Annotated in this window: 25 protein-coding genes; 11 read left to right on the forward strand and 14 right to left on the reverse strand. The window is 53.2% G+C overall.

Annotation, left to right across the window (positions count from 1 at the left end):
* Nucleotides 1-59 precede the first annotated feature (59 nt).
* Together NY07_RS16490 and NY07_RS16495 are read right to left on the reverse strand one after the other, a co-directional pair.
* On the reverse strand, nucleotides 60-2270 hold the full coding sequence (locus NY07_RS16490; protein ID WP_033540461.1) for an MGH1-like glycoside hydrolase domain-containing protein: 2211 nt from the start codon (nucleotides 2268-2270) through the stop codon (nucleotides 60-62).
* A 227-nt stretch (nucleotides 2271-2497) separates the two neighbouring features.
* Nucleotides 2498-3091 (reverse strand): YhgN family NAAT transporter, encoded by a 594-nt coding sequence (locus NY07_RS16495; protein WP_033540462.1) that lies wholly within the window; start codon nucleotides 3089-3091, stop codon nucleotides 2498-2500.
* 227 nt (nucleotides 3092-3318) lie between these two features.
* Between NY07_RS16495 and NY07_RS16500 the strand changes: the two genes are divergently transcribed.
* Both NY07_RS16500 and NY07_RS16505 read left to right on the forward strand, forming a co-directional pair.
* The gene (locus NY07_RS16500; RefSeq protein WP_033540463.1) at nucleotides 3319-4959 is read left to right on the forward strand and encodes a metal transporter; all 1641 of its coding nucleotides are present in this window, start codon (nucleotides 3319-3321) and stop codon (nucleotides 4957-4959) included.
* 62 nt (nucleotides 4960-5021) lie between these two features.
* Nucleotides 5022-5828: an NRDE family protein gene (locus tag NY07_RS16505; RefSeq protein ID WP_033540464.1), complete on the forward strand. Its 807-nt coding sequence runs from the start codon at nucleotides 5022-5024 to the stop codon at nucleotides 5826-5828.
* Here the strand turns inward: NY07_RS16505 and NY07_RS16510 are convergent.
* Nucleotides 5825-6247 (reverse strand): YybH family protein, encoded by a 423-nt coding sequence (locus tag NY07_RS16510; protein ID WP_033540465.1) that lies wholly within the window; start codon nucleotides 6245-6247, stop codon nucleotides 5825-5827. The genes NY07_RS16505 and NY07_RS16510 overlap by 4 nt on opposite strands.
* Nucleotides 6248-6360: 113 nt before the next feature.
* Here NY07_RS16510 and NY07_RS16515 point away from each other — a divergent pair, with 113 nt between their 5' ends.
* Nucleotides 6361-6912, forward strand: a complete 552-nt coding sequence (locus tag NY07_RS16515) for a lysophospholipid acyltransferase family protein (RefSeq protein WP_033540466.1) — start codon at nucleotides 6361-6363, stop codon at nucleotides 6910-6912.
* A gap of 78 nt (nucleotides 6913-6990) precedes the next feature.
* Entirely contained in the window at nucleotides 6991-7614 is a 624-nt protein-coding gene (locus NY07_RS16520) for a LysE family translocator (RefSeq protein ID WP_033540467.1), read from the forward strand.
* Nucleotides 7615-7654: 40 nt separating this feature from the next.
* On the opposite strand, the gene NY07_RS16525 is transcribed toward NY07_RS16520, so the two are convergent.
* Entirely contained in the window at nucleotides 7655-8911 is a 1257-nt protein-coding gene (locus NY07_RS16525) for a mechanosensitive ion channel family protein (RefSeq protein WP_033540468.1), read from the reverse strand.
* 184 nt (nucleotides 8912-9095) lie between these two features.
* Here NY07_RS16525 and NY07_RS16530 point away from each other — a divergent pair, with 184 nt between their 5' ends.
* Nucleotides 9096-9629 carry a hypothetical protein gene (locus NY07_RS16530; RefSeq protein WP_033540469.1) on the forward strand — a complete coding sequence of 178 codons (534 nt, stop codon included), beginning with the start codon at nucleotides 9096-9098 and terminating at the stop codon, nucleotides 9627-9629.
* Nucleotides 9630-9722: 93 nt separating this feature from the next.
* Nucleotides 9723-10430: a DUF3157 family protein gene (locus NY07_RS16535; protein ID WP_033540470.1), complete on the forward strand. Its 708-nt coding sequence runs from the start codon at nucleotides 9723-9725 to the stop codon at nucleotides 10428-10430.
* 56 nt (nucleotides 10431-10486) lie between these two features.
* Here NY07_RS16535 and NY07_RS16540 read toward each other — a convergent pair whose 3' ends face one another.
* The 4 genes from NY07_RS16540 to hutC all read right to left on the reverse strand — a co-directional run bounded on the left by NY07_RS16540 (nucleotide 10487) and on the right by hutC (nucleotide 15168).
* On the reverse strand, nucleotides 10487-10960 hold the full coding sequence (locus NY07_RS16540; protein ID WP_033540471.1) for a PaaI family thioesterase: 474 nt from the start codon (nucleotides 10958-10960) through the stop codon (nucleotides 10487-10489).
* Nucleotides 10961-11108: 148 nt separating this feature from the next.
* A complete protein-coding gene (gene hutH / locus NY07_RS16545) occupies nucleotides 11109-12641 on the reverse strand; it encodes a histidine ammonia-lyase (RefSeq protein WP_033540472.1) in 1533 nt (510 codons plus the stop codon).
* A gap of 24 nt (nucleotides 12642-12665) precedes the next feature.
* A complete protein-coding gene (hutU, locus tag NY07_RS16550) occupies nucleotides 12666-14336 on the reverse strand; it encodes a urocanate hydratase (RefSeq protein ID WP_033540473.1) in 1671 nt (556 codons plus the stop codon).
* 124 nt (nucleotides 14337-14460) lie between these two features.
* Complete coding sequence (gene hutC / locus NY07_RS16555; protein WP_033540474.1) at nucleotides 14461-15168, reverse strand: histidine utilization repressor; 708 nt, start codon at nucleotides 15166-15168, stop codon at nucleotides 14461-14463.
* 182 nt (nucleotides 15169-15350) lie between these two features.
* Here hutC and hutI point away from each other — a divergent pair, with 182 nt between their 5' ends.
* The gene (gene hutI, locus NY07_RS16560; RefSeq protein WP_033540475.1) at nucleotides 15351-16577 is read left to right on the forward strand and encodes an imidazolonepropionase; all 1227 of its coding nucleotides are present in this window, start codon (nucleotides 15351-15353) and stop codon (nucleotides 16575-16577) included.
* Between the two features lie 725 nt (nucleotides 16578-17302).
* On the opposite strand, the gene NY07_RS19745 is transcribed toward hutI, so the two are convergent.
* Complete coding sequence (locus NY07_RS19745; RefSeq protein ID WP_081953862.1) at nucleotides 17303-17527, reverse strand: GDCCVxC domain-containing (seleno)protein; 225 nt, start codon at nucleotides 17525-17527, stop codon at nucleotides 17303-17305.
* 405 nt (nucleotides 17528-17932) lie between these two features.
* On the opposite strand from NY07_RS19745, the gene NY07_RS16570 reads away from it, so the two are divergent.
* Nucleotides 17933-19006, forward strand: a complete 1074-nt coding sequence (locus NY07_RS16570) for a hypothetical protein (RefSeq protein WP_033540477.1) — start codon at nucleotides 17933-17935, stop codon at nucleotides 19004-19006.
* Nucleotides 19007-19135: 129 nt separating this feature from the next.
* Here NY07_RS16570 and NY07_RS16575 read toward each other — a convergent pair whose 3' ends face one another.
* From NY07_RS16575 to NY07_RS16585, 3 genes are all read right to left on the reverse strand, one after another.
* The gene (locus NY07_RS16575; protein WP_033540478.1) at nucleotides 19136-20083 is read right to left on the reverse strand and encodes a PDC sensor domain-containing protein; all 948 of its coding nucleotides are present in this window, start codon (nucleotides 20081-20083) and stop codon (nucleotides 19136-19138) included.
* A gap of 277 nt (nucleotides 20084-20360) precedes the next feature.
* Nucleotides 20361-21515 (reverse strand): alpha/beta hydrolase-fold protein, encoded by a 1155-nt coding sequence (locus NY07_RS16580; protein ID WP_033540479.1) that lies wholly within the window; start codon nucleotides 21513-21515, stop codon nucleotides 20361-20363.
* A 40-nt stretch (nucleotides 21516-21555) separates the two neighbouring features.
* The gene (locus NY07_RS16585) at nucleotides 21556-22362 is read right to left on the reverse strand and encodes a tetratricopeptide repeat protein (protein ID WP_033540480.1); all 807 of its coding nucleotides are present in this window, start codon (nucleotides 22360-22362) and stop codon (nucleotides 21556-21558) included.
* Nucleotides 22363-22761: 399 nt separating this feature from the next.
* On the opposite strand from NY07_RS16585, the gene mtnC reads away from it, so the two are divergent.
* Together mtnC and NY07_RS16595 are read left to right on the forward strand one after the other, a co-directional pair.
* Nucleotides 22762-23442 (forward strand): acireductone synthase, encoded by a 681-nt coding sequence (mtnC, locus tag NY07_RS16590; RefSeq protein ID WP_033540481.1) that lies wholly within the window; start codon nucleotides 22762-22764, stop codon nucleotides 23440-23442.
* A 131-nt stretch (nucleotides 23443-23573) separates the two neighbouring features.
* The gene (locus tag NY07_RS16595; protein WP_033540482.1) at nucleotides 23574-24002 is read left to right on the forward strand and encodes an acyl-CoA thioesterase; all 429 of its coding nucleotides are present in this window, start codon (nucleotides 23574-23576) and stop codon (nucleotides 24000-24002) included.
* A gap of 53 nt (nucleotides 24003-24055) precedes the next feature.
* On the opposite strand, the gene NY07_RS16600 is transcribed toward NY07_RS16595, so the two are convergent.
* Nucleotides 24056-25027, reverse strand: a complete 972-nt coding sequence (locus NY07_RS16600) for a Solitary outer membrane autotransporter beta-barrel domain (RefSeq protein ID WP_235363952.1) — start codon at nucleotides 25025-25027, stop codon at nucleotides 24056-24058.
* 155 nt (nucleotides 25028-25182) lie between these two features.
* Here NY07_RS16600 and NY07_RS16605 point away from each other — a divergent pair, with 155 nt between their 5' ends.
* On the forward strand, nucleotides 25183-25428 hold the full coding sequence (locus tag NY07_RS16605) for a GNAT family N-acetyltransferase (RefSeq protein WP_033540483.1): 246 nt from the start codon (nucleotides 25183-25185) through the stop codon (nucleotides 25426-25428).
* Nucleotides 25429-25437: 9 nt separating this feature from the next.
* Here NY07_RS16605 and NY07_RS16610 read toward each other — a convergent pair whose 3' ends face one another.
* Nucleotides 25438-25842, reverse strand: a complete 405-nt coding sequence (locus NY07_RS16610) for an acyl-CoA thioesterase (protein ID WP_033540484.1) — start codon at nucleotides 25840-25842, stop codon at nucleotides 25438-25440.
* Nucleotides 25843-25844 lie beyond the last annotated feature (2 nt).

Genomic DNA, 25844 nt, shown 5'->3' on the forward strand with positions numbered 1-25844 from the left:
ATGCTATTTTCCTCTAAAGGGGTAGAGATCATGCCAGAGTACAGCAGAACCTGCGACGACTATTCAGCTTTATCATCACTCTCCGCCTCAATTAACCAGCTACGATAGATGAGCAGTAACACTGAGGCTGACCAGCTAAAGTTAGTGCAGTGCAGACCATCACCCGTGATGGGATCATAGTTCTCCCTAATGGGTGCCTGAGTCAGCACACCTTCGGCCTGATTCACCAATTGAATGGCGAGTCGCCGCGCCAACTCATCTTGACCATAACGGGAGACCCCTTGCAGACCAAACAACGCCTGATCCAACCAAACGGGGCCACGCCAGTAGCGTGTCGGGGCAAACGCCGGGTTATCAGCGCTCACCGTGGGAAATGGCACCTTAGTCGCAAAACTTGATTGGCTGAGCTGAGTGGCGATCATCTGCTGCGCCTGAGCCTCACTGGCGGCACCCGCCCACAGCGGCAGCCAGCCCTCGACCCCTTTACCCTCGGTTAGCATCAGACGAGAGTGCTCTCCATGGAAACGTCTATCGTAGAAAAAGCCGCTCTGAGCATCGAAAAACTCGCTGCGGATCAGCTCGCCCAATCGCTCAGCCTGCTGACGCCAGGTCGCCGCCTGGGTATCAAATCCCTGCAACTCAGCCATCTGCGCCAGATAGCCCTTCTCCGCATACAGGTAGCTGTTAAGATCCACCGACTCCTGAGAGATTGAGTAGCCAAGTAGTCGCCCCTTATCGTCATAATTTTCCAGCACTTTAAGCTCATCACTGATATCGAAGCGAGGGGCATTATCCATGCCAGACTCCCAGGCCGCCGCCTCGATCATCGCCTCTTTATCTGGCTTACCCGGCTCACCGTGGCGAGGATGGCGATTGGCACCATATTCCGCCAACCCATTGTGGTTATGATCCCGGTTGCGATACCACCACTCATGATAGGCGACTAGCTGGGGGTAAAGCTTGGCGACAAAAGCCCTATCTTGGCTCTGTAGATAGATCTGCCACACGGCCCAAGCTGCCAGCGGCGGCTTGCCGTTACGCTCATTCCAATTGCCCCCTTTGCCACCGCGGCTAGCCTCAGCGTTATAGAAGATAGCATCAGGTAGGTTACCCGCATCTTGCGGGCGCAGCGTGTCTTGCTCATCAAACTGATAATCGAACATCGCCAGCACGTTCGACTTGGCTAGCTCAGGATCAAACTGTGCCAGCGCCACCGCCTGTTTCCAGCTGTCCCAAGCCCAGACGCCGTTGAACCACTTATAAGTCACCGAGGGGGTGACGGCGTCATGCAACAGAGCGCCCGCAGGACTGCGCCAGTTGTGCAGTAGAGTGACCATACTCTTGGCAGCTAAGCGCCTGGCCGCCAAGTCACCACCCAACATCAAGCTATCGAGTCGCCTCTGCCAGCTTGCTTGATTAGCACTCAGACGCTCGCTCACCGTCATCCAGTTTAACGGACCGGCACGCTCAGCCTCGTTCGTTGTATGAAAGTACCTGTGAGCGGCGCGAAGCGTCACACTCGCCCCTGGCGTTAAGGTTACAGGCTCACTGTCGGCGCGATAGCCCTGTTGGCCGTCCGCAGTGATAGCCACCGCCTGCTCAAATAGCAGCTGATAGCTGGCATCATCGAGCTGTATCTGCCAGGTTTGATCTATAGGGGTAAACTGCCAGGTAACACCGCCATCAGACACTAGTCGCTTGTCGATAAGACGATACTGCTTCAGCTTGGGGTGACTCTCGAAAGGCTTACCTGACCAGCTCAGTTGCCATGAGTGAGGAGTATCACTCAAGTTACGCAAATGGGTGGTAACTATGGCGGTGCGATTGTCGCTATAGTCCAGACGGGTAGTTAACTCAAATAGCTCAAACACAAAGCGCTGAACCAGACCCCAGGGCTCGCTATAGATCTCAACCTTATTGGCCTGAGCCAGGTCGATGTGCTCCCCCGAATCGAGGGAAAACAGCTGCAAGCGTTGCAAGCTGTCGCTGAGATGCAGGCTATATTCTTGGGCAATAAACAGCGGCCCGGTAAAGCTACCGTAATAGGCGGGTGTATCTGGTAAGTGAAAACCGTGCCAGGCACCTTGATCCATATAAACGGCAGGAATAGTTAGATTGCCTTGCTGATCGCGCTGTTCCATGGAACTGGGCGTGCCACCATAGCTGAGCAGATCACGATAATCACTGCTAGATGCAGTAACCGATGAGCAAATAGTTATGCTAAGGGTGAAAGTGAGCAGCACGCCAAGCAGATAGATGGGACGCAACATGATGAGCCTTATTATTGGATACAATATCCAGATAATCCCAGAGTCCTACTTCAGATGCAAGGAGAATGAAAAAGCCAGAAATAGGAAGGCACGAGAACGAGCAATTAACTGCGCCTGGGCAAGCGTATGAGTCTCCATTTTGGCCACACGCGGTGACCAAAATGTAATTGCACAAGCTGTACCTTCGGGTCAATCAAACCAAGCTATAGGCAAGCGTAACGCAAGGTTTAGTTGGTATGCTCGATATAGTTAGCGACGCCATCGAGGAACATCTGCACCGAGATCATCACCAGCACCATGCCCATCAAGCGCTCGACTGCGGTCAGTCCCTTCTCACCCAGAAGCTTAGTAAACAGCTTATAGAAGAGCAGGATCACGGCGCTGGCCACCCAAGCGGCCAACAGGGCCAGAGTCCAGTCCAACATGCGAGAACTATCGGTATGAGCCAGTAGAATCAAGGCCGCCAACACTGACGGGCCCGCCATCAGCGGAATCGCCATAGGCACAATAAAGGGCTCTTCACCTGCTGCCAAGCCCACCACTCCACCAGGCTGAGGGAAGATCATACGAATCGCGATCAGAAACAGTATGATGCCGCCGGCAATACTGACCGATTCGGTACGTAGGTTTAGAAAGCTGAGAATCGCCTCACCGGCAAACAGGAACAGCATCATGATGATCAGCGCAAAGATCAGTTCCCTCACCAAGACTCTGCGCCGCTTCTTAGGCTCAATATGACGAAGAATCGAGGCAAAAATGGGTAAGTTACCCAAGGGATCCATGATCAAAAACAACATTACCGCAGCAGAAAAGATATCCATAACTCAATATTCGTCAAAAGTTGAACCCATATTGTATAACTTATTGGCAATATTAAGCAGTAGATAAGACAACAAAAACTGCACGCGTTATAGCATTTTACGCCGCTATCGCGATCCTTGTTACCAATTGAGATGTAAATTCATCACATGCTCGGGTTATTTGTTCGATTGGCAGCCATAAGACTGATATACTAGCTGGCTTTCTAGGCTCCCTTGTTAACACTTATATGTACTATCTCGTCGCCAGTTGTATTGCACTCCTGCTAGGCCCACTCTTCTATCGTTTCTTTACGACAGGGACAGGTCTGCAAAAAGGCTTAGATGGTTTTATCTTCGTGTCTCTGGGCGGCCTGGTGCTAATCCATATTCTGCCTGAGCTGCTGGAACACGGCGGCTTTCTCTCAATCCTCTTTGTGATCATAGGCCTATGGGGCCCAACCTTGAGTGAGCGTCTGTTTCACCGCTACTCAGAAGTCACCCATAACCTCACGTTGACACTGGGCATAGGTGGCCTGCTGCTACACACCCTTACCGATGGCGGCGCCATGGTGCTGGCCCAGCAAGACGGTAACTCCAGCCTGCTGGCACTGGGGGTAATTCTGCATCGCCTACCTGTAGGTCTGGCGATCTGGTGGTTACTCAAGCCTCAGGTGGGCGGACGTTGGGCCTCTATCGTTCTGGCCGGCATGATGCTGCTTACCGCCGTAGGCTATTTCGCTGGCGAACAGTTATTGGCACAGCTAAGCCTGGATAATACCGTCTATCTGCAATCCTTCGTCACTGGATCTATTTTGCACGTGGTACTGCATCAGCCCCACGGCCACAACATCAGCGACAGCCAGGGCAAGTATGAATATCAGGCGGGTATTGGCAGCCTGCTGGGCATCGCCCTACTCTTTATTCTGCTTATGGTCGACTCAGGCGGTCACGACCACCATGAACATAGCCATGCCACCGAACAACTCGTAGAGTGGATGCTGACGCTGGCCCCTGTGCTGCTGCTCAGCTACAGCCTGGCCGCGCTGCGCTATCAATTTGGCCTGTCGCCACAACATAAACGACTCAGCCAACGCTGGCTGCAACGCCTGGCAGGGCCAGAGGCTTTAGTGATCACTCTCCTGTTGTTAGGCCCAAGCCTGGCACTGATCCAACTGATCGGCCTGACTTTGGTCGGCATCTTACTCACCCTGACTCGGGTCGAACCGACTGACCCCCATCAGGGACTTCCAAGTTCGGCTTGGCGATTTGGCTTTGCCCATCTGGTAGATCGTAGCGCCCCCTGGATCGTGCTCAGCCTGGTACTTGCCAATCTGATTGGACACCCATCGGTTCCCCTTTCTTCACCTTGGGTGCAAATTGGGGTCTTGTTGCTGCTTCTGCTGCCTATGCGATTCTGTAACCTGGGTGGCGCCGTGTTGGCCCTGACCCTGGCCTACAGCGGCTGGAGTATGGAAGCCGTAATGCTGGTACTGCTGGCGGCACCAGTCTTTAATCTGGCGCAGCTAAAACTGATGGACTGGACCCAGCGTCTGGCACTGACAGGGGTGATTGGTCTCTGTCTACTGGGCACCCACTGGTTAATTCCAGAGTGGAGTCAGCTGCTCAACCTTAGCGAAACGGTTAACCAAGTGAGTCTGGCTTTGATCTCCGCACTCTTTGCCGCCAGCCTGTTAAGACTGGGACCACGCAAGTTTATGGCGCGTATCATGCTGTGGAAGCCCAAGGGCCATGATCACAGCCATGCGCCTGCTAACAGCCACGAGCACACTCACAGTCATGATCACAGCCATGAGTCTGCAGCGAACAGCCATGAGCGGGCTAACAACCACGAGGCACTTAAGCATAAACACGAGCACGGCCATCACTAAGAGATAGCTTTTCTCGCCGGTGGGGGCTAAGTTAAACACAACAGCCCCATCTGGAACCGCCTATGTGCATACTCTTCGTCGCCCTAGAGGTACATCCCCAGTACCCCTTGATCCTCTGTGCCAACCGAGACGAATTTCATCACAGACCCACAGAACCGGCTCACTTCTGGCCACCCGAGAATCAACTGCTGGCGGGTAAAGATCTCGAGGCCGGCGGCAGTTGGCTAGGGGTTAATCGCCGCGGTGATATCGCCGCACTCACTAATATCCGCGCCCCCGAGCTGCACGAGGCTAATCGCCATAGCCGTGGCGACTTAGTGATCAAAGCCTTGACCCCCGCAGCCCCCATCACCACAGGCTGGCTTAAAGAGCACAGCCAACACTACAACCCCTTCAACCTGCTATTCGGTAGAGATCTGGAGCTCTACTGCTACCACAGTGTCAGCAAACAGGTTAAGCCACTATCTCAGGGCTTTCACGCCATCAGTAATGGCGCGCTTGATGACATCTGGCCCAAGATGGCCAAGGGCACCCAAGCCTTGGAACAGGAGGTTAATCGGGCTGAGACCATAAATATTGAGGCGCTACTGACCATCATGACAGATGAGCGTCAGGCGCCCGATGAAGATCTGCCTCAAACCGGTGTCGCCCTGGAATGGGAGCGACAGCTATCGGCCATCTATATTAAGCATCCAGAATATGGCACCCGCTCGACCTCGATCTTTCTACGAGACAAACAGGGAAAGTGTGAATTTATCGAGGTCAGGTACGATGGTAAGGGCAGAAACTTGGGTAGGCAGGTGTTTAAGTTTGAGGTATGCGCGAATCAACCGGACGAGGCTCGTCCGGCATACACTAACGCAATCTAATCAGAAGAGTGGTCGAGGGTGATCACCCACTTGTCGTCTATCTTCTCAAGCAAAAGGGTAAACACACCATTAGGCTTATCTTTCACCCGGGTCAGCTGCCAGCGCCCCACGACGATGGCGGCATAATTGCTGAGCATCTTGGTCTCTTCTATGGTGAACGTGAGTTGCCCCAAGGTCTCCTTATCGGGGTAGTTTTTCTTATAAGCAGCTAGGGTCTCTGCCCAACCATAGCGGAATTTATTGCCTGAGACGAAACGCATCTTATCGCTCTGCCAGTAGCCTTGCATATAGGCATCCAGGTCGCCGCGATTCCATGCAGCTTCTTGATTGCTCAAAATATTGGCAATCTCATCAGTGGGTACTGCCTGCACTGGGAGTCCGAGTAGCAAGAGCAGTAAAATCCATCCATTTTTGTTCATCATCTTCTCCAGAGGGAGGCATCAGGGCCCGTTTAGTATATATTAAAAGCTAGGTAAGGCATTATCTTCTCTATAAAAATGCCTTAATGGACCTTATCAAATGAGCCTAATTTATGTTTCAAACCTTGTGTAAAACGATCCTAAAACTCAGTGGCTGGACCATAGATGGCAGCCTTCCCAAGGCTGACCAATATATTACTATCGTAGGCCCTCATACCAGCAACTGGGACTTTATTATCGGGGTACTCGCCAGAGGGGCTTTGGCGCAAAAAATTCACTTCCTCGGCAAGCATCAATTGTTTATTCCCCCTTGGGGCTGGTTCTTCAAGGCCATAGGCGGGACACCTGTCGATAGGCGTAAAAACAATAATCTGGTCGATGCCGTGGCCCAACTGTTTCAGCAAGATCCCCATTTCAAGCTGGCTCTGGCCCCAGAAGGCACCCGCAGCCCGGTGACCCGCTGGAAGACAGGCTTTTACCATATCGCCACCAAGGCCCAGGTGCCCATAGTCACTGTAGCGCTGGACTTCGAGGGTAAGCGAGTGGTGATCCCCGAGGCGATAAACGTCACTGGCGATATCGATAAGGAGATGACACAAATTCTCGACTTTTACCGCACCATCAAGGGCTGCCACCCTAAGACTATCCCCGAGTATCACGCCTAAGTTCGTCCAGGCTCGATTGCCAAATCAGGCCGCACTGGTTATAGTGCGGCCACCTGCTGTTTTGTATACAATTTTTTGATGAACTTAGATACCTGGCTACTCTACTTGGCAGCAATCTTGCTGATTGCCATCTCTCCCGGCACCATGGCGGTATTGTCGATGAGCCATGGCATCCATTTCGGCAAGGTACGTAGCCTGGCCACAGCAATGGGCAGCGTCAGCTCGGCGCTACTACTGATGTTTGCCTCCGCCGCAGGGCTAGGTGCCCTGCTGAGTGCGACCGAATATGGCTTTACCCTGCTGAAATATTGCGGCGCCGCCTACCTTATCTATTTGGGGATCAAACTGATAATGACCAAGGCCAGCGCTCAGGGGCTGGACTTACAGCACATTAAGAGGAAAGGCTCACCTAAACAGATGTTCAAACAGGCTTTTTTAGTGGGGATCAGCAACCCCAAAGATCTGCTCTTCTTTGGTGCCTTGTTTCCACAGTTTATCGATATCACGGCGCCCCAGGGGCCACAGCTCGCCATACTCGCGCTCACCTGGGCCCTGGTGGATTTCAGCTTTGTAATGATCTACGCCAGCATGGCCAATGTGCTGGCCCCTAAACTCAGAGCCAGCAACCGTCTGCATTGGTTCGACCGCACCAGTGGCGGCGTATTTCTTACTCTGGCCGCCATACTCGTCACCCGAGACTAACCAGCCCTAGTCGGCTGGATTGGGCAACCTGAGGAACCAATCAGACGGCTCCCTTAAGACTTCGTACGTCGGCGCCAGTTGGTGCCTGGAAGGCCCGCAGATTAAATTGCGGCAATATCGCGTAGATATGATCGAAGATATCCGCCTGAATATCTTCGTAAACCGCCCAGCGGGTATCGTTAGTGAAGATATAGATCTCTATCGGTAGCCCCTCAGTGGTTGGCGCCAACTGACGCACCAGCAGGGTCATATCCTGATGCACCTTAGGATGTTTGCGCATATATTCCAGCAGATAGGCCCTGAAGGTACCGACATTAGTCAGATGACGGCTGTTCACCGGCATGTCACCGTCTTGAATATTGGCGTTAAACTCGGCAATCTCCGCCTGTTTGCGCGCCAGATAATCCTTGAGTAGGTTGATTTTCCCCAGGCGCTTAAGCTGCTCTTCGTTAAGAAAAGCAATGGAGTCGATATCGATATTAACCGCTCGCTTGATGCGTCTGCCGCCCGACTCCGACATACCGCGCCAGTTCTTGAAGGCGTCGGACACCAAGGCATAGGCCGGGATCATAGTGATGGTCTTGTCCCAGTTCTGCACCTTCACCGTGGTCAGGGAGACCTCTTCCACCGCACCGTCGGCGCCGTACTTATCCATCTGGATCCAGTCGCCGGGACTGACCATGCGATTGGCCGCCAGCTGGATACCGGCCACGAAACCTAAGATAGTGTCTTTAAACACCAACATCACCAAACCTGTGGCAACACCCAGGCCGCTGAGGAAATAGACCGGCGACTGCTCAGCCAGCACGGAAATCGAGATGATGATGGCAACGAAGAACATAAACAGCTTAAGCAGCTGCACAAAACTCTTGATCGGCAGACGACGGCTAATCAAGTTGATATCGGCAATCTCATTACCTGCGTCCAACATGCTAAAAACGGCGCGCACAAACAGCACTACGATGGCCACATCCAGCAATCTATCGGCCAAGCTGCTAAGCAGCGGATGTTCCACCAATGCTAGCGGCAGTAAAATATTAAGAATCAGGGCAGGCACCAGCTTAGCCAGCTTCTCCAGCACGCCATGCTTCATGAAGATATCATCCCAACGCACCCTAGAGCGCTGGATCACCATATTCATGGTGCTCACGACACCCCGTTTCACCACCAGGTAGCCAATTAAGGCGATCAACAAGCAGGCAAAGACCATAACGCCTGTCGACACATTGCCAGCCGGACTATTTATCCCCATTTGAGTCAGCCAGTGGGAAACCTGCGCGCGTAATTCTTGATCCAAAATACTCTCTCCCTTGTAAATTCACTTAAGGCGTCACAGCCGATAATGCCCGCATAACAAGTCCATTTCAGCGCACCAACAATAGTAACACAACTGCTTATTTTAAAAGCTTTTTTAGTCTATTTTATTGACTGTAATATAAAGATTCACAACAATCCATTTTCCCAAGAAAATGGAGACCTTGATGTTAAAGCCGCTGCTCACCTGTGTCCTACTGAGTATCACACCGCCATTGCTGGCCGCCACATACCAGGATGACATTTCCGCCCCGGCCCCTAAGACGGCCATCACACTGGATTATATCGCCGCAGACTCGGCACTCTATGGTATCACCATCGCGCCCAGTCATTATGACAGCAATTATGCCGACTGGGGTTACTACATGGGCTATGCCATGAGCCAGAAAGAAGATATTCAGCTTGAGGCCCCAAAAGAAGCCTATACCCAGGAAAAGCTTTGGCGTTTCGGCGTCAGCTATTGGCTCACCGACAGTCTCAGCCTCTATGGCGGGGCCAGTGCCTATACCTATGAGTATTCCCACACCAGCAATATCTCGCCGCGAATTGTCGGTGGAAAACCCATCTGGGAAACCCAGAGGGATACCCAATGGGGTGGTGAGCTAGGCGTACGTTTTCAACTCGGTCGCCATATGGTGCTCGGCCTGGGCTATGACTCCGCCAGCGAGTCAGCACTCTTTAGCCTGGGATACAGCAACTAAAATCCGCTAATCGCGACCCAGGCATATAGGAATTTACCGCGAGTTTGACTATGCTAGAGGCCACAGACAAACCGCTAAAACTGGTTAAATTCAATGTATAAAGCACTACAAAGCTGTGCCATCACGGCCCTCTTCCTCTTGATGGCGCCCGCCTTTGCAGCCGATAAGGCTGACGATGCCGTCGCACTCATCACCCTGGAAAATGGCGCTACCGTCAGACTCAATTCTGACTTCACCTGGGAATATGTGTTCCTGACGCCAGCAGTGACAGAGGATGAGACAGCTAAGAGAGAGACCTTCGAAACTCAAGCAAATACAACAACTAATACAGAAAATCAGATACAAACAGCGACTGAACAGGTCAATCAGCCTGTCGTCCAGGCGGCCAAGGTGCAGCCGGTAGTGATCGCCAGCGGCCCGGTCGTGGGCAACGCCATGACAGCAACGGCCATGGATCACGCCAACCTACTGAGATCCACCGCCAAGGGTGGCGCCAAGGTAAGTTATCTCAGGAGCCAGTGGGACAACAAAGGCCGTCTTGGTCTGGACTTCGAGCTCAGCAGCAACAGCGAAGAGAACTATGTGATTATCGAGCTCGAGATCAGCCTGTTTGCCGACTCTGGCGAGCTGATTAAGACTGAGACAGCCAACGTATGGCAGGCTATCTTCCGTGTACCCGAAACCTATTTGCGTAAGGGCCAGACCCGCAACAGCGAAACCTTGTGGATTGAAGGCATCGACAAGGCCCAGTGGAGCAAGGAGCTGATGACGCTGAAAATTGTGGATATGAGTTCGCGCTAACCCAACGCCATTCAAACATAACAAAACAGGCCCTGGCGGCCTGTTTTTTATAGGATCTATAAAGCCATTGTCTCAGGCATCCTGACCGCCACCATATGCCCTCGAGCACACACCTTGCCCTCAGCCGACAGGGTAATCTCCACCACCACCACCTTGCGAGGCTTCACCTCTATGATCTCACCGACAAGCTCAAGTTCCACGCCCATAGGAGTCGGCGCCAAATAGTCTATGTTAAGGGCGGCGGTGACAAATCTGGGCGGCTCATCTAAGTGCTCGCCCGTCAGCTCAAGCGCCCTTTGTGCGGCCGCGCTGGCACTGCCGGTACCATGACAATCGATCAATGAGGCAATCAGGCCACCATAAACAAACCCTGGGATCGCCGTGTGAAAGGGTTCGGGGGTAAAATGAGCTATGGTCTGCTCACCGCGCCAGTAACTCTTAAGCTGATGACCACGTTCATTGTTGCGACCACAGCCGTAACAATGGCTTAAGTCATCCGGATAGGCATCCTGAAAAGCGATTCCCTGCATAGTAAACTCCTCGACAAATTGGCCTTCTACGCTAACGGGATAGCGCCACCATGGCAACACAGACTTAAGCACTAATCACTTGTCACTATGCCGATACGCCATCCAATAAAAAAGGGCCCTGAGGGCCCCTTTTAAGCAACTTAGTTCACTAGAAGCTCGACAGAATACCTGCCGGCAGATAGCGATTATAGCTGGCGCTCAGTAGCAGCTTGGTAGCCGCCTCGATATCCGGACCAAAGAATCTGTCCTTGTCATAATAAGCCACCACCTCACGCAGCTCGGCCTTAGCCTGAGCCACAGCGGTCGCAGGTTGCAGCGGTGCGCGGAAATCCAAGCCCTGAGCCGCCGCCAGCAATTCAACTGCCAGTACGCCACGGGTGTTTTCCGACATATCACGCAGACGGCGCGCCGCGAAGGTCGCCATAGAAACGTGATCTTCCTGGTTAGCGGAAGTTGGCAGACTGTCAACCGAGGCAGGATGTGCATAGGTCTTGTTTTCAGAGGCCAGAGCCGCCGCCGTCACCTGCGCGATCATAAAGCCTGAGTTCACCCCGCCATTTTCCACCAAAAATGGTGGCAGCTTAGAGAGGTTAGAGTCGATCAACAAGGCGATACGACGCTCGGCAATCGAGCCCAGCTCGGCAATGGCAATCGCCAGGTTATCCGCCGCCATGGCCACAGGCTCTGCGTGGAAGTTACCGCCCGAGATGATATCGCCGGTATCCTGGAACACCAATGGGTTATCGGTTACGCCGTTAGCCTCGGTGGCCAGCACTTCGGCAGCGTGACGGATCTGAGTTAGACAAGCGCCTAATACCTGTGGCTGACAGCGCAGCGAGTAAGGATCTTGCACCTTCTCACAGTTCACATGATCTAAGCTAATCTCCGACTCTTCACCCAACAGGTGACGGAACACGGCGGCAGAGTCGATCTGCCCATTCTGACCACGCGCTGCATGAATGCGTGGGTCGAACGGGCTGCGGCTGCCCATGGCGGCCTCGACGCTCATGGCGCCAATCACCGAGCTGGCCGCAAACAGATCTTCGGCGTTAAACAGACCTTCCAGCGCCAGTGCGGTAGAAGCCTGAGTGCCATTAAGCAGCGCCAGACCTTCCTTCGCCGCCAGTTCAATGGGCTTAAGACCAGCGATCTTAAGGCCTTCTGCGGCCGAGATAAGCTGTCCCTTGTAGCTCATCTCACCTTCGCCCAGCATCGGCAAACACATGTGTGACAGCGGTGCCAGGTCGCCCGAGGCGCCTACCGACCCTTTCTCGGGCACGCAGGGGTAAACTTCAGCGTTCACCAGGGCGATCAGGAAGTTGATCACCTCGAGACGAATGCCTGAGAAACCGCGGCTCAGAGAGTTGATCTTCAGCACCATCATCAGACGCACTGTGGCATCTTGCATATACTGACCAGTACCGGCGGCGTGAGACAACACGATAGAGCGCTGCAGCAGCTGCAGGTCCTGCTCGCCAATCTTAGTGTTGGCCAGCAGACCAAAGCCAGTGTTAATGCCATAGACGGTGCGGCCTTCGTCGATCACCTTCTGTACCAGGCCTGCGCTGGTGTTGATATCGGCAACCGCGCTCTCACACAGCTCCAGACTCACCTTGCCACGACTGATGGCTCTTAGCTGCGCCAGGCTTAAGGTGCCTGGCTTTAATACTAAATGACTCATTGTTACAACCTCTTGTTATTATTCTTATCGGTTGAGCATAGGCAGATCTAGGCCCTGCTCCTTGGCACACTGCTTGGCGATCTCATAGCCCGCATCCGCATGACGCATCACGCCCGTGGCTGGGTCATTCCACAGCACACGGCCCAGACGCGCCTCAGCCTCATCGGTACCATCGGCAACAATCACCACTCCCGAGTGCTGGCTGAAGCCCATGCCGACGCCGCCGCCATGGTGCAGAGACACCCAGGTCGCGCCGCTTGCCGTATTGAGCAGAGCGTTCATCAACGGCCAATCAGATACTGCATCTGAGCCGTCCAACATAGATTCTGTCTCACGGTTAGGACTGGCCACAGAGCCAGAATCCAGATGGTCACGGCCAATCACGATAGGCGCCGACAGCTCGCCGTTTTTCACCATCTCGTTGAAGGCCTTCGCCAGACGCGCCCTGTCTTTCAGGCCGACCCAGCAGATACGTGCAGGCAGACCCTGGAAGGCGATGCGCTCGCGCGCCATATCCAGCCAGTTGTGCAGATGCGGGTTGTCAGGAATCAGCTCCTTCACCTTGGCATCTGTCTTGTAGATATCTTCGGGATCGCCAGAGAGCGCCGCCCAGCGGAAGGGACCAATGCCTTCGCAGAAGAGAGGACGCACATAGGCTGGCACAAAGCCCGGGAAATCGAAGGCATTTTCCACGCCCTCGTCAAACGCCATCTGGCGAATGTTGTTACCATAATCTGTGGTGGCAGCGCCCGCCGCCTGCAGGGCCAGCATGGCTTTCACCTGCACCGCCATCGACTGCTTGGCCGCCTTGACCACGGCCGCCTCATCTTTCTTTCGCATCTCGGCGGCGTATTCTAAAGTCCAGCCCTGTGGCAGATAGCCATTTAGCGGGTCGTGTGCCGAGGTCTGATCGGTCACCACATCTGGCGTAACACCACGCTCAACTAACTCAGCGAAAACGTCGGCGGCGTTGGCGAGCAGGCCGACAGAAACAGGCTTGCCGCTCTTGTTGGCTTCGTCGATCATCGCCAGCGCCTCATCCAGGCTAGTGGCCTTCTTATCCACATATCGGGTACGCAGACGGAAGTCGATGCGGGTCTCGTCCACCTCACAGGCCAGTACAGAGTAGCCCGCCATGGTGCCGGCCAGTGGCTGAGCGCCACCCATGCCACCCAAGCCGCCGGTGAGGATCCACTTGCCGCTGGCGTCGCCGCCAAAGTGCTGCTTGGCCATGGCCACGAAAGTCTCGTAGGTGCCCTGAACGATTCCCTGAGAGCCGATGTAGATCCAAGAACCCGCAGTCATCTGGCCATACATGGCCAGGCCCTTCTTATCCAGCTCGTTGAAGTGTTCCCAGTTGGCCCAATGTGGCACCAGGTTAGAGTTGGCGATGATGACGCGTGGCGCATTGCTGTGGGTCTTGAACACGCCCACAGGCTTACCTGATTGCACCAGCAGGGTCTCGTCTTCTTCCAGGCGCTGTAGCACCTCGATAATCTTGTCATAGCACTGCCAGTCACGCGCCGCACGGCCGATACCGCCATAGACCACTAGGTCTTCCGGGCGCTCGGCCACATCTGGGTGCAGGTTGTTCATCAGCATGCGCATCGGCGCCTCGGTGAGCCAGCTCTTACAGCTCAGCGTAGTGCCATGTGGCGCGATAATGCGACGGCTAGGGTCGTGTCTCTTATCCATTCTTGCTTACCTCATTTGTGCTGTCTTGATGACATTATTTTTATCTTTATTCAGTAACTCATTACCTGTGACAGTCTTAAATACTGCTTAGGGAAACAGGCCGTTCCCAAATAGGGTTATCGCTTTAACGGTTAAAGGTCAGGTGACCGCCGAGGCGGAAACGGCTGCCTGGATGCAACAGGCGAGCAAAACTCACCACCCCCTGACGGGACCAGGTACGACGCAGGATCTGCAGGCAAGGTTCGCTCTGGGTTATCTGCAATCGCTCGCGCTGGATGTCGTCGGCCACCACGGCCTCTATGGTGTGGCGGGCCTCGGTGAGCGGTGCCACGAAGGAGAGATATTCGTGGGGCGTCTGCAGGCTAAAGTCCTGGGCCAGATAGTCGGGTACCAGCTGGGGATTAACGAAACGTTCTTCCAGTTGCAGCGGCGTCCCCTGCTCGCAGTGCACCAATACCGAGTAGAACACCTCGCTGCCCTCCTCAAGCCCCAAAGCGATAGCAATCGGCGCCGTAGCCTGGGTTAGGGTCAACTCAAGTTGCTCCACGCTGTAACCATGGCCCCTGTCCTTGATCTCGTCGGCGATATTACGGATCGCCATCATGGAAGATTGCGACTTGAGCCCGGCCACGAAGGTGCCCAGGCCTTGGGAGCGCTCGAGCACGCCAGACTCGGTCAGCTCAGTCAGGGCACGCCGCGCCGTCATGCGGCTACAGGTAAACAGCTCGGCCAACTGGTTCTCCGATGGCACTCGGCTATGCTGCTGCCACTCGCCGGACTCCACCTTGGTCAAGATAAACTGTTTGATCTCTGCAAACTTGGGCGTCGCCATCTCTGCTCCTTGTAGGCTTGCCGGGTAGCTATTGCTCCTAGGCATCGCCGCAAACTCGATTACACTTTTCAAATGCTGAAAATTACCGCTATAATCCTAGCTTGTATATACAAGTAAATACAAGCTAGCTCACACAAATTTATTGCCGCCACCGTTAAGGCGCGCCAGTCGAGGGAAACATCATGTCTTGGGATCAGGTTTGGATTGACGTCAATATCGCCACTATGGACCCTGAAATTTCAGCGCCTTACGGTGCGATCACCGATGCCGCCATCGCCGTCAAGGAGGGCAAGATCGTCTGGATGGGTCCCCGTAGCGAGCTGCCCGAGTTCGATGTCTTGTCAACGCCGGTTTACAGAGGCAAGGGCGGCTGGCTTACCCCAGGCCTTATCGACGCCCACACCCATCTGGTGTTCGCCGGCAACCGCGCCAACGAGTTTGAGCTGCGCCTACAAGGTGCCAGCTATGAAGAGATCGCCCGCGCTGGCGGCGGCATCATCAGCACGGTCAAGGCCTGCCGCGAGGCCAGCGAAGCAGAGCTGTTCGAACTGGGACGCCAACGCCTCAATGCCCTCGCCAAAGAAGGGGTGACCACGGTCGAGATAAAATCTGGCTACGGCCTGGACACAGAAACCGAGCTCAAGCTCCTCAGGGTCGCCCGCGAACTGGGTAAGCATCATCATGTGGACGTGAAGACCACCTTCCTCGGCGCCCATGCCATTCCGCCCGAGTACAAGGACAACAGCGACGCTTATGTAGACCTGGTGATCGACGAGATGCTGCCCGCGGTCATTAACGAAAACCTGGCCGATGCCGTGGATGTCTTCTGTGAAAACATCGCCTTCAGCCTGGAGCAGACTGAGCGCGTACTGAGCGCGGCCAAAGCAGCCGGTCTGGATATCAAGCTGCACGCCGAGCAGCTCTCTAACCTGGGCGGGTCGGCCATGGCCGCAGGACTAGGCGCCAAGTCGGTGGACCATATCGAATACCTGGACGAGGCCGGCGTGAAGGCGCTAAGCGAGAGCGGCACCTGTGCCACCCTGCTCCCCGGCGCCTTCTACTTCCTACGGGAAACCCAGATGCCGCCAATCGACCTGCTGCGTCAATACGAGGTGCCCATGGTGCTGGCCAGCGACTATAACCCGGGCTCGTCGCCGCTCTGCTCCAGCCTGCTGATGCTCAACATGGGCTGCACCCTGTTCCGCCTCACCCCAGAAGAGGCACTGGCGGGCATGACCCGCAACGCCGCCAAGGCGCTGGGAGTCGAGGCCACTGTCGGCGTGCTCAAACCTGGCATGCAGGCCGACTTCTGCCTGTGGGATATCACCACCCCCGCCGCCCTAGCCTACAGCTATGGGGTGAATGTGTGTAAGGAAGTGGTGAAAAACGGGAAGTTGGTTCATCAGTAAGATGATGAAGTAATCTTCTTGTTTTGTGCCCCTAAGGGTTTTGGTATCTGGCAAGTGAATGAGATAACCATGGCTTAATAGGTTATCTATCACCTGCGGTGGGCTAATGTGCAAGCACTCTTTTGGCAGGGTGAGTGAAGCGCAGCTTCTAGCTCACGAACGAGAGGCATGGATGCCGAACTGGCTTTTAAACAGGGAAGTTGTTCAAGCCCGTCCCTGGGTGCTCTGCGGTGGCATCCATGCCACCGAAGGCCAAAAGCGTGCTTACACCCAGTCATCTGTCTCTTCGATTTGGCCTCAACTAATTCATCTATGAAATGCGATCAAATTTGGATATTTCTCTGTTCCTCTATCACTTATGAGTTTTCCTACTGTTGACCTAACAGATACAAAATCAGGTTAATCGAAGAGACGTTGAATAAGGTGTGTAGGTATGTCTGAGGGTATCGAAAACAGGGCCGAAAATGTTCCCAACATTTTTCGGCATTCCCAACATCCATGTCGGTCAGATGTTTTCGTTAAGCGGCCAGGGATGGCTTCACAGCGTCCCGAAGACGTACCTGCACATAAGCCCGCGGCAGGCGATTAGTAACAGTAAAGGTAAGAACTACAAATACCGATGCAAGTAATGGCTCCGGCCAAATCTAATAATTTTATATCCACGTCCTCGGCTAGGTTTCCCCCTGATTTAAGCAAGCCAATGCTAATCCCCACCATTCTGGGTCTTAGGAAGACCTACCCTGACAACACTGTCCCCGTTGTATTGGCGGACACTTCACCGTGCCGTAGGAGCAGAAGACGCAGCAGTCGCCCGGGAGGGGTTTGAGAATCTCATGGCAGCCCTGGCATTCGTAGAAGAATTGGCAGGCATCTTCGGGCATGGTCTCCACTTGCTTGTAACCACAGTGGGGACAGGTGATCTCGGATCTGAGTTGGATTGGATTTGCCATAAAAACCTCGTGCAAAGCTCTTCATTTCAAACGACAAGCATTAAGCCATCATCATTAGCAGGCTCACAGGGCTATCTGACTTAGCTACCTGACTTAGCTACCTGACTTAGCTATCGGCCTAAGCTACGCCCATTAGAGGCAAATAAACAGCGCCGGGCTCACATTGCAGCAAGCAAGAATCTCGACTATTACCTAGCCAAAAAACACGCCGGACGCGAATGACGACACAAGATAGTTGCTCACTCCCTGTAAAGCAGAGTGATTCGGCATAAAACCACCTGTAACGCCCGGGGGACTCTGCTTTGAGCATATTTCACTAGCAGCCAATTCTCACCCCCAACCGATAGCCACTATACCTAAAAGATCTCCCCTTGCTTGATCAAGAGTGATCAATTAGGAGTCACTATGAACAGCCATACATTCTCCCGCGCATACCCTTTGCTGATTGCCGGTTTAATTGCCGCCACAGGCTTAACCTATAGCCCAAACAGCCAGGCCGATCTACTTACAGATATCTGGAATAAACTCAAAATCACGGCAACAGACGCCGCCGACGCCGCAGAAGATGCCGGTAAAACCGTCACCAATACGGTAGACATACAAGGTAAGGTGCTGATTTTACAGAAAGCACAACAAAGTTTTAATGGCTATACCCAGCAGATGTTCGACATGATTGAAAACGCTGGCAGCGAAGGTCGCATGGTGATCCAACAAGAATTTGAGGGACTCGCGGCCTTTGGTGGCGCCAGCTGCTCAGGTGGCAGCGACTGCTACCGCTTTAAAAACGATCTTATCGCCTTCGTGAGCGATCTGGAGTCCACGGGTAACCTGCTATTTAACATGCAAGACAGCAGCCTGCTAGGCAACATCTACCACTTCGACCCCATGATCAACCTGATCGACGCCATGCCTGGCTACTCGCTTTATCCCCTCTACCGCGCCTTCACGGTCGACGGTGGTGCCTTCCAATCTGGATTCTTCGATGTATTTCACGAGATGACGACCCATCTGGAGACTCTAAGGCAAGGGCTCAGCCCCAATATCAATACCAGTCTCAGCATCAACAGCCTGGTAGGCGACAGCTGCCAGTTTATCAACGGTAATCCTGCCGAGTTTGAACAGGCGGCGTTCTTCGTCACCGCCGGCGCGGGCTCCATTAAGCTATTCGGTCAACTGCTCAAGGCGCTGGGCACCACCAAGATTGAGCCTGTTGCTCAGGTGCATGGCTATGTGGGCGGCACAATAAAGAATAACCCTTTGAAGAAGTTCGGTGAGCTACTCAACGGTATCTCCTCGGCGGCACTGACGGCCGCCAATTATGGCCATAACAAGCTTAGATACTGCCAGACTCAAGCGATTCAGCAGCAGATCATCGCCAATCAACAGCAGGTGATCGACAATCAGAACCAGCTGCTACAACGCTTAGATAGAATGGAAAACAGCCTGCCTGCGGGTTGGACGAGAAAGGGTAACGAATAGTCACATAGAGTAAAGGGACGGATAAGCCAGTGTGCCAATACCGTCCCAACTGCGCTGGAGTGTGCCGCTCCAGCTGAGCGGCACCTTGTACTAGCTAAGTAACGCCTTAGGTCTGCCTAGTTTAAGGGCCTAAGGCTTACCATTGCCCTGCTTAAGCAGCAGCTCGGCCTTGGCACCGAGAAACACATAGATCCCCAGCCCCACCAGCAAGCCAACCACGGCAAACATCATGCCGATGGCCGGCAGCACATACTCCATCTCACCCAGAGAGGCCTTAAACATGGTCAATAGCGCCTCGATAGAAACGGCAATTAAGATAGTGGAGATAAATCGGGTGATGGTGCGCCGGGTAGAGCTGTGACGGAAGATATCCTTATGCATTAACACCTCTTCTTCGAGTATCGTCTTACCCAGATCGAACACCGCCAAGGCCAAGGTGATGAAGATGATGATGCTAAAGGGCTTAATGGAGCCACTGGGCACAACGCCTTGTGCCAATAAGGCGACAATATCCACGGTTGCCATGCTGATCAGCACGAACACCATGATAAACAGCCCCAGCACCAATGCCGAGTAAATGCCCTTAAACAGTGGTGTCGCCCGGCGTCTGGCTCTATCGCCCATCATAAATTCAATCAACTGGGTCAAGTTGATATCCACCACGATAAAGCCGCGGCCGCTATCGTCATCGATACGGTAAGAGGCCGACAAACACAGTTTGCCGCTGGCATTGGAGAGATAGGGTGTGGTGATCTTAAGGCGCTTACTCTCCTGCGCCTTCGAGAAATAGGGACGATGGCTGCGGCTCAGGTTGCGCCCAACAGGAATAGCCTGCACCACACGATTGACTATGGCGACATTCTCGCTGATCTGCACTCCATCGCCGTCGAGCACATAAAGCAGCTCGATAAAGGGATAACTGTTGGCAATCTCGGCCATCGCCCGCACCCGAAAACCTGGGTCTGACAACATCAGGGGATCGCTTATCCCCACCAGAATCGACTCCATCAACTCTTTTACCAACTGCTCATGTTCATGGTAACGCTCGATCACGCTCAAATAACTCATTGCCGCCATAGACTGCTCTCCAAAGGTAACTATCCTGAGCGTTGCAACTATGGCGCCAACCCCACTCGCCAGAGTGGCACCAAGGGCAAGACACAGCGGAAACATGGCTGCATGAGTGAAAACCTAAGCATAATAGGGGTTTGCAACTCGGAAAACCGATTGGATTAACGCAAGAGCTCCACTCTGGTAGCGCCCAACCCCAACAGCATCTGCACCAAAAAAGGGCAAATGCGGATGGGTTTGGGCTTAACCTTATGGCTGAGTGTAAAAAGCTTATGGGAAGCTGTTAAGGGCGCTTCTGAGCCTCAAACGCAGCCAGACTCTCACTGTATTTGCGGGTCCAGAAAGGATGATCTGTCTTGGCCAACGCCAACTTCTGCTGCTCGATAGCCTGATCAAACATCTTCAGCTCGCCATAGACCCGAGCCAAGGCATCGTGTGCAGTGTGGGACTCAGGGTTAGCCTCCACCGCCGCGCGGTAGATGCTGAGCCCCTTGTCGCTATCCTTGGCAAACTCGGCATCCGCCAAGGCGATCAGCGAATCGGTAGAGGGCACGGCAAAGCCATACTTCTGCTGCGACAGAAAACGGTAGTGGTCGAGGATCCCTTTGACGCCGCCCTTGGCAATTTCTGAGTCAGGCGAGAGCACCCTGTGATAGTCATCGAACAGCCACTCTATGCCGTAAGCAGTCGCTAGGATTGGCTGTGTCATATAATAGGTGCCGTCGAAACGCTTCACCTTATAGTGCAACGCCGGATGATTAGTCGTCTTGAGAAGCTCCTCGAAGGCAGCGAAATCTGCCAGCTGACGCTGCTCGAAATTGCTGTCACTGGTGGTTAGCATCAGGTAGCGCGGCTTGCCCTTAATGCGCTCCAGCTTCACGGCGGCGGATTTCATCACATAGGCAAAGTCGTCACTCAGTACTGGGCTTGCCGCCAAATAGGCGTTAAACAACTCAGGCCGATTAAGCAGGGTGTAGAGCACCAAGCCGGCATTGCCGGTAAAGCCGTTCATGATACGAAAACCATTGGTGCGATACTTGGCATCAATGGTCGGCAGCAGCGACTGCTCCATGAAATCCAGCAAGGCGGTACTACCTTCCTGCTCAATTGCCTGGCTCTTCAGCTGACCTAAGGTCTCGTCGCCATCGGGCGCCGTGACGATAATGGTCTCCAACCAAGGCCAGTCACCGTTATGGCTCATCCAGTCATGCATGCCATCCAGGTAGCTGCGACTGCGGGGATGAAAGTCGAACAGGAGCACATAGCGCTTATCGGGATTCTTACCGTAGCTTGGGGGCAGAGTGACATTAAAGGCAATGGGCTTTTCAATGTCCGGAGCCTTGACCAGCAGGGTCTCCAGATGAGGAGTTGCCGCCTGAGCCAGGTTCAAGCTGCTGCCGAGCAGTAAAATAACGCCTACAATCCATCTATTTATCACGTGTATTCCTTGTTGTTAAGCGATAACGCAACGCGAGCCTTTACCAGGTCGACATAAGAAAGTCTCTAATTCGCTCCCGGTCAGACTGACTATTACAGGAGATCATCTCACCGCAGGTACGCCCCCGCAGAGAGGTTCCCGTGCCGCTGACCGCATCGGGTACTCCACCACGCATGGTGGCAATGTGGTAACTAAATACCTCTTCGATACTAGGTGCTCGCACTTCGATCACCTCCATATCATCAGTAGGCGCTTGTCTTGCAGTCTCCTTTACTGGCTGAACCTCTGCCTGACGTTTCACCTCCAGGGCCACCTCGCTGGCTTCTGCCAGCAGATTCAGCGTCGGCTCATGCCCCGCCTCATAGGCCTTGATCAGGTAAGCCTTGGCTTTCTCCTTGTCCTTTTCTACCAGCTCGCCTTCTATATAGAGCATCCCCAGCAGGTGAGCCGCCTCATTCAGATCGCCGCGATTGGCATCTCGCAGATAGCGCATCGCCTTGTCGATATCCCGGTTCTCGCCATCTTGCAAATAGAGAATAGCCGCCTTGTACTGGGCAAAAGGATTACCTAACTTGGCCGCGCGCCGATACCACTTGGTAGATCGCTCCATGTCGACCTGAGTGCCATACCCCAAACGGTACATCTCAGCCAGGGTGTACATGGCATCGGAATGGCCGTAACGGGCCAGTGTCTTGTATTCTTTGAAGTGGTCGATGCACTCGCCACGCTCACAACTCTCCAGCTGAGTAGGCAGCGGCTTTACGCTGATCTCGGCCGCAAGCGGCAAACAAACACAACTAGCTATCAATGCTATGCAGCTAAAAAAGCCGCTATATTTTAACGTCATACGCCTTTCCCTGATCCTCTGACTTAAGCGGATTAGTATGATATTCAACCAAATACAAGTCAAACCTTGATCCGGCAAGGTCGATTGACCTTTGCTGTTTGTTAGTGCGGTAACTTGTCGGCGATTTATACAAGGCAGAGTCGGCGTGATGTAGTATTCTACATAAACTGGCGGTCACCCTTTACCTTTCGCCTCCAAGCGCTGTCCCAAGGGGTGAGCTAAACGCATTGCGCTTTGTTGCTTGCCATTGACATAGCCAAACTATGTTACTTGGCTCATAAGCACAAATTAAACCTGAAAGAGAAACAGACCCTAGCCAAAGGGGCGATTTCAGCTTAGGATCTGGCCTGTCGTATAAGCGGATCATTTCTATTAATACATAGTGGAGTAAGCCAACGTATGGGTATTCGAGCCATAGTTGTAGATACAGCAGGTACAACAACCGATCTGAACTTTATTCAGGACACCCTTTTTCCCTATTCGGCTAAGGTCCTTGCTGATTTTTTAGAAGAAAATCAAACTAATGTATTAGTCGATAACTGCATTAGCGATGTTAAAGATATCGCGCTTGAACCCGAAGCCTCACTAGAACGTGTCGTCGAGATCTTAGAACTGTGGATTGCTGAAGATCGCAAGGCGACTCCGCTTAAGACACTTCAAGGCCTAATCTGGAAACAGGGTTACGCCAAAGGTGAATTTAAGGGACATATCTACCCTGACTTCATCGACAGCGTGAAAGATATTAAGGCGCAAAACGTACGCCTCTACAGCTTCTCATCTGGCTCGGTAGATGCACAGAAACTCCTGTTCAGCCACAGCGATGGTGGCGACCTGACCGAGTATTTCGATGGTCACTTCGATACCCGTACCGGTAACAAGCTGTTTAAACAGGCTTATAGCAATATCATCAATACCATCAGCCTGGCGCCTAAGCAGGTACTGTTTATCTCTGACGTACTGGAAGAGCTCAAGGCGGCCGAACAGGCTGGCATGCGCGTGATCCAGATGGTGCGTGAGACCACTCAACGCACAGGCGACTACCCACAGATCGCCAACTTCAAAGAGTTGAGCCTCAGTTGATCCGCTTATAAACAGAAAAAGCACCGCAAGGTGCTTTTTTTATCTCTGTTGCAATCGGAATTGGTATTCCCGGCAGATGCTGATATCTTAACCTAAAACTAAACACTTGTTTGAAAATTAAAGGTTAAGATATGGAGCAGTTCGTTAGCCAGTTTCCCTTTCATACCCGCATCTCGGTCGCCTGGGGCGAGATGGATGCATTGCAACACGTCAATAACGTGGTCTATTTCCGCTACTTCGAAACGGCACGTATCGACTTTTTTAACCAGCTGTTTCCACTAGATAAACTCTACAAATCCGGCATGGGCCCGGTGATCAGTGACAACCAGGCACGCTACAAGCGTCCGGTCACCTATCCCGATACGCTACTCGTCGGCGTCAGTATCAGCGACATCCATAAAGATCGCTTTACCATGCATTATCAGGTGTTCAGCGAGCAGCAACAGGCTATCACCACCACTGGCTCCTCGGTTGCGGTTATGTTCGACTTTCACAAGCAAGCTAAGGCCGAGCTGCCCGCCGAGCTATTGGCCGTACTCAGGGATCACTGCGTTGACTAACAGCTCATACCAATCACAGTGAGTAAGTGATCCGGTACTTGCCATGATTGGTATTACATCTCTTCATTAAACAGCAAGACTATACCGCCGCCACTCAGGCCGCTATTGATGTTGAGGGTAATGCCAATCCCTATGTTGCGCAGCCAGGCGGAAAGCGAGGGGGTTTGCACCACCCAGCCGGCGCCAAACTCATAGTAGTAATGGGTGCCCATAGGGTCGATCACATCCCCACTGAGATCGATACGCTTGGCCAGCAGGCGCATCTCGTTTTGGCGATCGAAGAAGTCGGGAAGCCCGTAGTTAAACACAAAGGCATTACTAAAACGACCAACCTGGGGCGTTACCGACTGCATGCCATCGTCGGTCAGCACGCTGCGGCCTATGCCATACCTGAGAGTACTGATAAATTCCCACTTGTTCCCCATCAAGTCGCCGATATAGGTCAGTTCGACATTGGGGTCTAGCATGATGGCGCCATAATGGGTGTTCACCAGCTTACCATCGAGAAAACCGCTGACGCTGCGCAGCACGGGATCATTATAGGTTAAGCTGTTTTCCTGCCAAATTAACTGAGCCCCCAGGCCGAAAATCGCCCGCCACCGCTCATTTATCTGATACTTCCAACGGTACTCAGCCGCCAGCAGATAACTGGTGTCCTGCATTGGGCTACTGATGGTCTCATCTTCCAGTCCCTGAACGCTGTCGCTGGCATGCACATAGGAGAGACGCACCAAGGCACTGCCAGACCATTTGGGCGCCAGCAATAGCGGCTCACTCTCCCAGGGCAAGGTATAAGAGGTTAACTGACTACGGCGCTTGAGCGACTCTTCATCACCGGCATTGATATCACCTATCTCACTGAGGTCCACTATGGTATTGGGGTTAAAATCGACGATACCTAAGGTGATCAGATTGGCGTCGGTCAACACCATGGCACTGGTGATATCACCCTTCACCTTCGCCTCTACCGCGGCGCGTATATCAGATTCGACCGCCAGCGTCGCCTGAGCATAGCTAAGCAACAAGCCAAAGGCCCATAAAGTAATCCTTTGTTTAACTCTCTGCTTAAACAAGGATTTCAGCCCCATTGTCCGTTTCTAATCATCATAAAACCATCTTGTCACTTATCTGCTTACCTGTGCTAACGTTAAGTTTAATCTAGCCTAATGAGAACGACACAATGAGCCAAGAGACTATCTTACACCAAGCCGATCAACAGAGATTTATCTTATCCATTGCAGGTCATGACGCTGTACTAGAGTATCAACAACAAGGTGACCAGGTAGATTTTACCCGTACCTTTGTGCCGGATCCGTTGCGGGGTCAGGGCGTGGCAGGACGTTTGGTCAGGCATGGATTAGAGTGGGCCAAGTCCCAGCAACTCACCATCAGTGCTAGTTGCTGGTATGTACAGAAGTTTTTGTAGCGCTGTAGGCTATTCGCCGGTCAGGGCGAGCAGCGCCTGCTTGACGTCTTCACCTATAGGCTGACTCTTGTCGATGCTGTAGTCATAGTGCACTAGGGTCGTCTTGGCCTCTGCTGTCATCTTGCCACCTTGCCAGCTCTGCTGCGCCACCTCGAAACTGGCATTGCCCACACGGCTTACCCAGGTCTTTATCTCAACCGGCAGCCCATACTGGGTGGGTGAGGTGTAAGCGATGGTAAAGCCTGCCACGATCAGGTTCCACTCAGCTAAATTAAGCTCAGGATTAAAGAGTGTAAAGATAGGCTCACGCGCCGCCTCGAACCAAACAGGCATCACGGTATTATTGATATGGCCCAGGCCATCGGTTTCGTTAAATCTGGGTTGAATCGTGAGAGTAAAAAAGCGTGCTGACACAG

It is taken from the genome of Shewanella sp. ECSMB14101 (assembly GCF_000773485.1).
GTDB classification, from domain to species: Bacteria; Pseudomonadota; Gammaproteobacteria; order Enterobacterales; family Shewanellaceae; genus Shewanella; species Shewanella marisflavi.

Coding starts and splice junctions, on each gene's coding strand:
- hutU (WP_033540473.1), bottom strand. CDS start 14,336: ATGGATAAGAGACACGACCCTAGCCGTCGCATTATCGCGCCACATGGC.
- NY07_RS16585 (WP_033540480.1), bottom strand. CDS start 22,362: ATGACGTTAAAATATAGCGGCTTTTTTAGCTGCATAGCATTGATAGCT.
- NY07_RS16535 (WP_033540470.1), top strand. CDS start 9,723: ATGTATAAAGCACTACAAAGCTGTGCCATCACGGCCCTCTTCCTCTTG.
- NY07_RS16605 (WP_033540483.1), top strand. CDS start 25,183: ATGAGCCAAGAGACTATCTTACACCAAGCCGATCAACAGAGATTTATC.
- hutH (WP_033540472.1), bottom strand. CDS start 12,641: ATGAGTCATTTAGTATTAAAGCCAGGCACCTTAAGCCTGGCGCAGCTA.
- NY07_RS16500 (WP_033540463.1), top strand. CDS start 3,319: ATGTACTATCTCGTCGCCAGTTGTATTGCACTCCTGCTAGGCCCACTC.
- NY07_RS16510 (WP_033540465.1), bottom strand. CDS start 6,247: ATGAACAAAAATGGATGGATTTTACTGCTCTTGCTACTCGGACTCCCA.
- NY07_RS16570 (WP_033540477.1), top strand. CDS start 17,933: ATGAACAGCCATACATTCTCCCGCGCATACCCTTTGCTGATTGCCGGT.
- NY07_RS16540 (WP_033540471.1), bottom strand. CDS start 10,960: ATGCAGGGAATCGCTTTTCAGGATGCCTATCCGGATGACTTAAGCCAT.
- NY07_RS16520 (WP_033540467.1), top strand. CDS start 6,991: ATGAACTTAGATACCTGGCTACTCTACTTGGCAGCAATCTTGCTGATT.
- NY07_RS16595 (WP_033540482.1), top strand. CDS start 23,574: ATGGAGCAGTTCGTTAGCCAGTTTCCCTTTCATACCCGCATCTCGGTC.
- NY07_RS16575 (WP_033540478.1), bottom strand. CDS start 20,083: ATGGCGGCAATGAGTTATTTGAGCGTGATCGAGCGTTACCATGAACAT.
- NY07_RS16515 (WP_033540466.1), top strand. CDS start 6,361: ATGTTTCAAACCTTGTGTAAAACGATCCTAAAACTCAGTGGCTGGACC.
- mtnC (WP_033540481.1), top strand. CDS start 22,762: ATGGGTATTCGAGCCATAGTTGTAGATACAGCAGGTACAACAACCGAT.
- NY07_RS16505 (WP_033540464.1), top strand. CDS start 5,022: ATGTGCATACTCTTCGTCGCCCTAGAGGTACATCCCCAGTACCCCTTG.
- NY07_RS19745 (WP_081953862.1), bottom strand. CDS start 17,527: ATGGCAAATCCAATCCAACTCAGATCCGAGATCACCTGTCCCCACTGT.
- NY07_RS16490 (WP_033540461.1), bottom strand. CDS start 2,270: ATGTTGCGTCCCATCTATCTGCTTGGCGTGCTGCTCACTTTCACCCTT.
- hutI (WP_033540475.1), top strand. CDS start 15,351: ATGTCTTGGGATCAGGTTTGGATTGACGTCAATATCGCCACTATGGAC.
- NY07_RS16530 (WP_033540469.1), top strand. CDS start 9,096: ATGTTAAAGCCGCTGCTCACCTGTGTCCTACTGAGTATCACACCGCCA.
- NY07_RS16495 (WP_033540462.1), bottom strand. CDS start 3,091: ATGGATATCTTTTCTGCTGCGGTAATGTTGTTTTTGATCATGGATCCC.
- hutC (WP_033540474.1), bottom strand. CDS start 15,168: ATGGCGACGCCCAAGTTTGCAGAGATCAAACAGTTTATCTTGACCAAG.